Source organism: Serratia sp. HNCC26DJ244 (assembly GCF_057180565.1).
In genome coordinates this window covers 1-497 of the sequence record NZ_JBXUGO010000115.1, presented here as the reverse complement: position 1 = coordinate 497, position 497 = coordinate 1, and the positions used below count along the sequence as shown (strand labels likewise).

Below are 497 nucleotides of genomic sequence, written 5' to 3'. Positions count from 1 at the left end.
TGAACAATGCCGGGACCCTGGGCAGCAGTGATGTGAACGTGGACGGTAACCTGAATTTCGCCCGTGATGGCAGTTTTGCCAACCAACTCAGTGGTGCGGGGACCCTCAATACCCTGGCAGATGTACAACTTACCGGTGATAACAGCGCGTTTACCGGTGCTCAGGTGATTGGCGCAGACAGTCGTTTAACCGTGACTGATGCCAATAATCTGGGAGCCGCCAGCGCCACCGTGGATTTGACCACCGACAGTTCGGTGCTGAATTTCAGTGGCGTGACGGAGGATGTGGCTCATGCACTCACTGGGGTGGTTGATTCCACCGTCAGTATCAGCAATGGGGCTGAGATGTCCCTGTCTGCGGATAACAGCAATTTTTACGGTTTGTTTGATCTGGTGGATAACAGCACCCTGACGGTGACCCAGGAGCAACAACTGGGTAATGGCTTGGTGGCGATTGCCAGTGGCAGCAACTTGCTGTTTAGCGCTTATGCCAACGGC

1 pseudogene is annotated in these 497 nt (G+C 54.5%); it reads left to right on the top strand.

What is annotated here, in order from left to right:
* A pseudogene (locus AC2A06_RS18840) lies at positions 1-497 on the top strand (hypothetical protein); the annotation flags it as partial.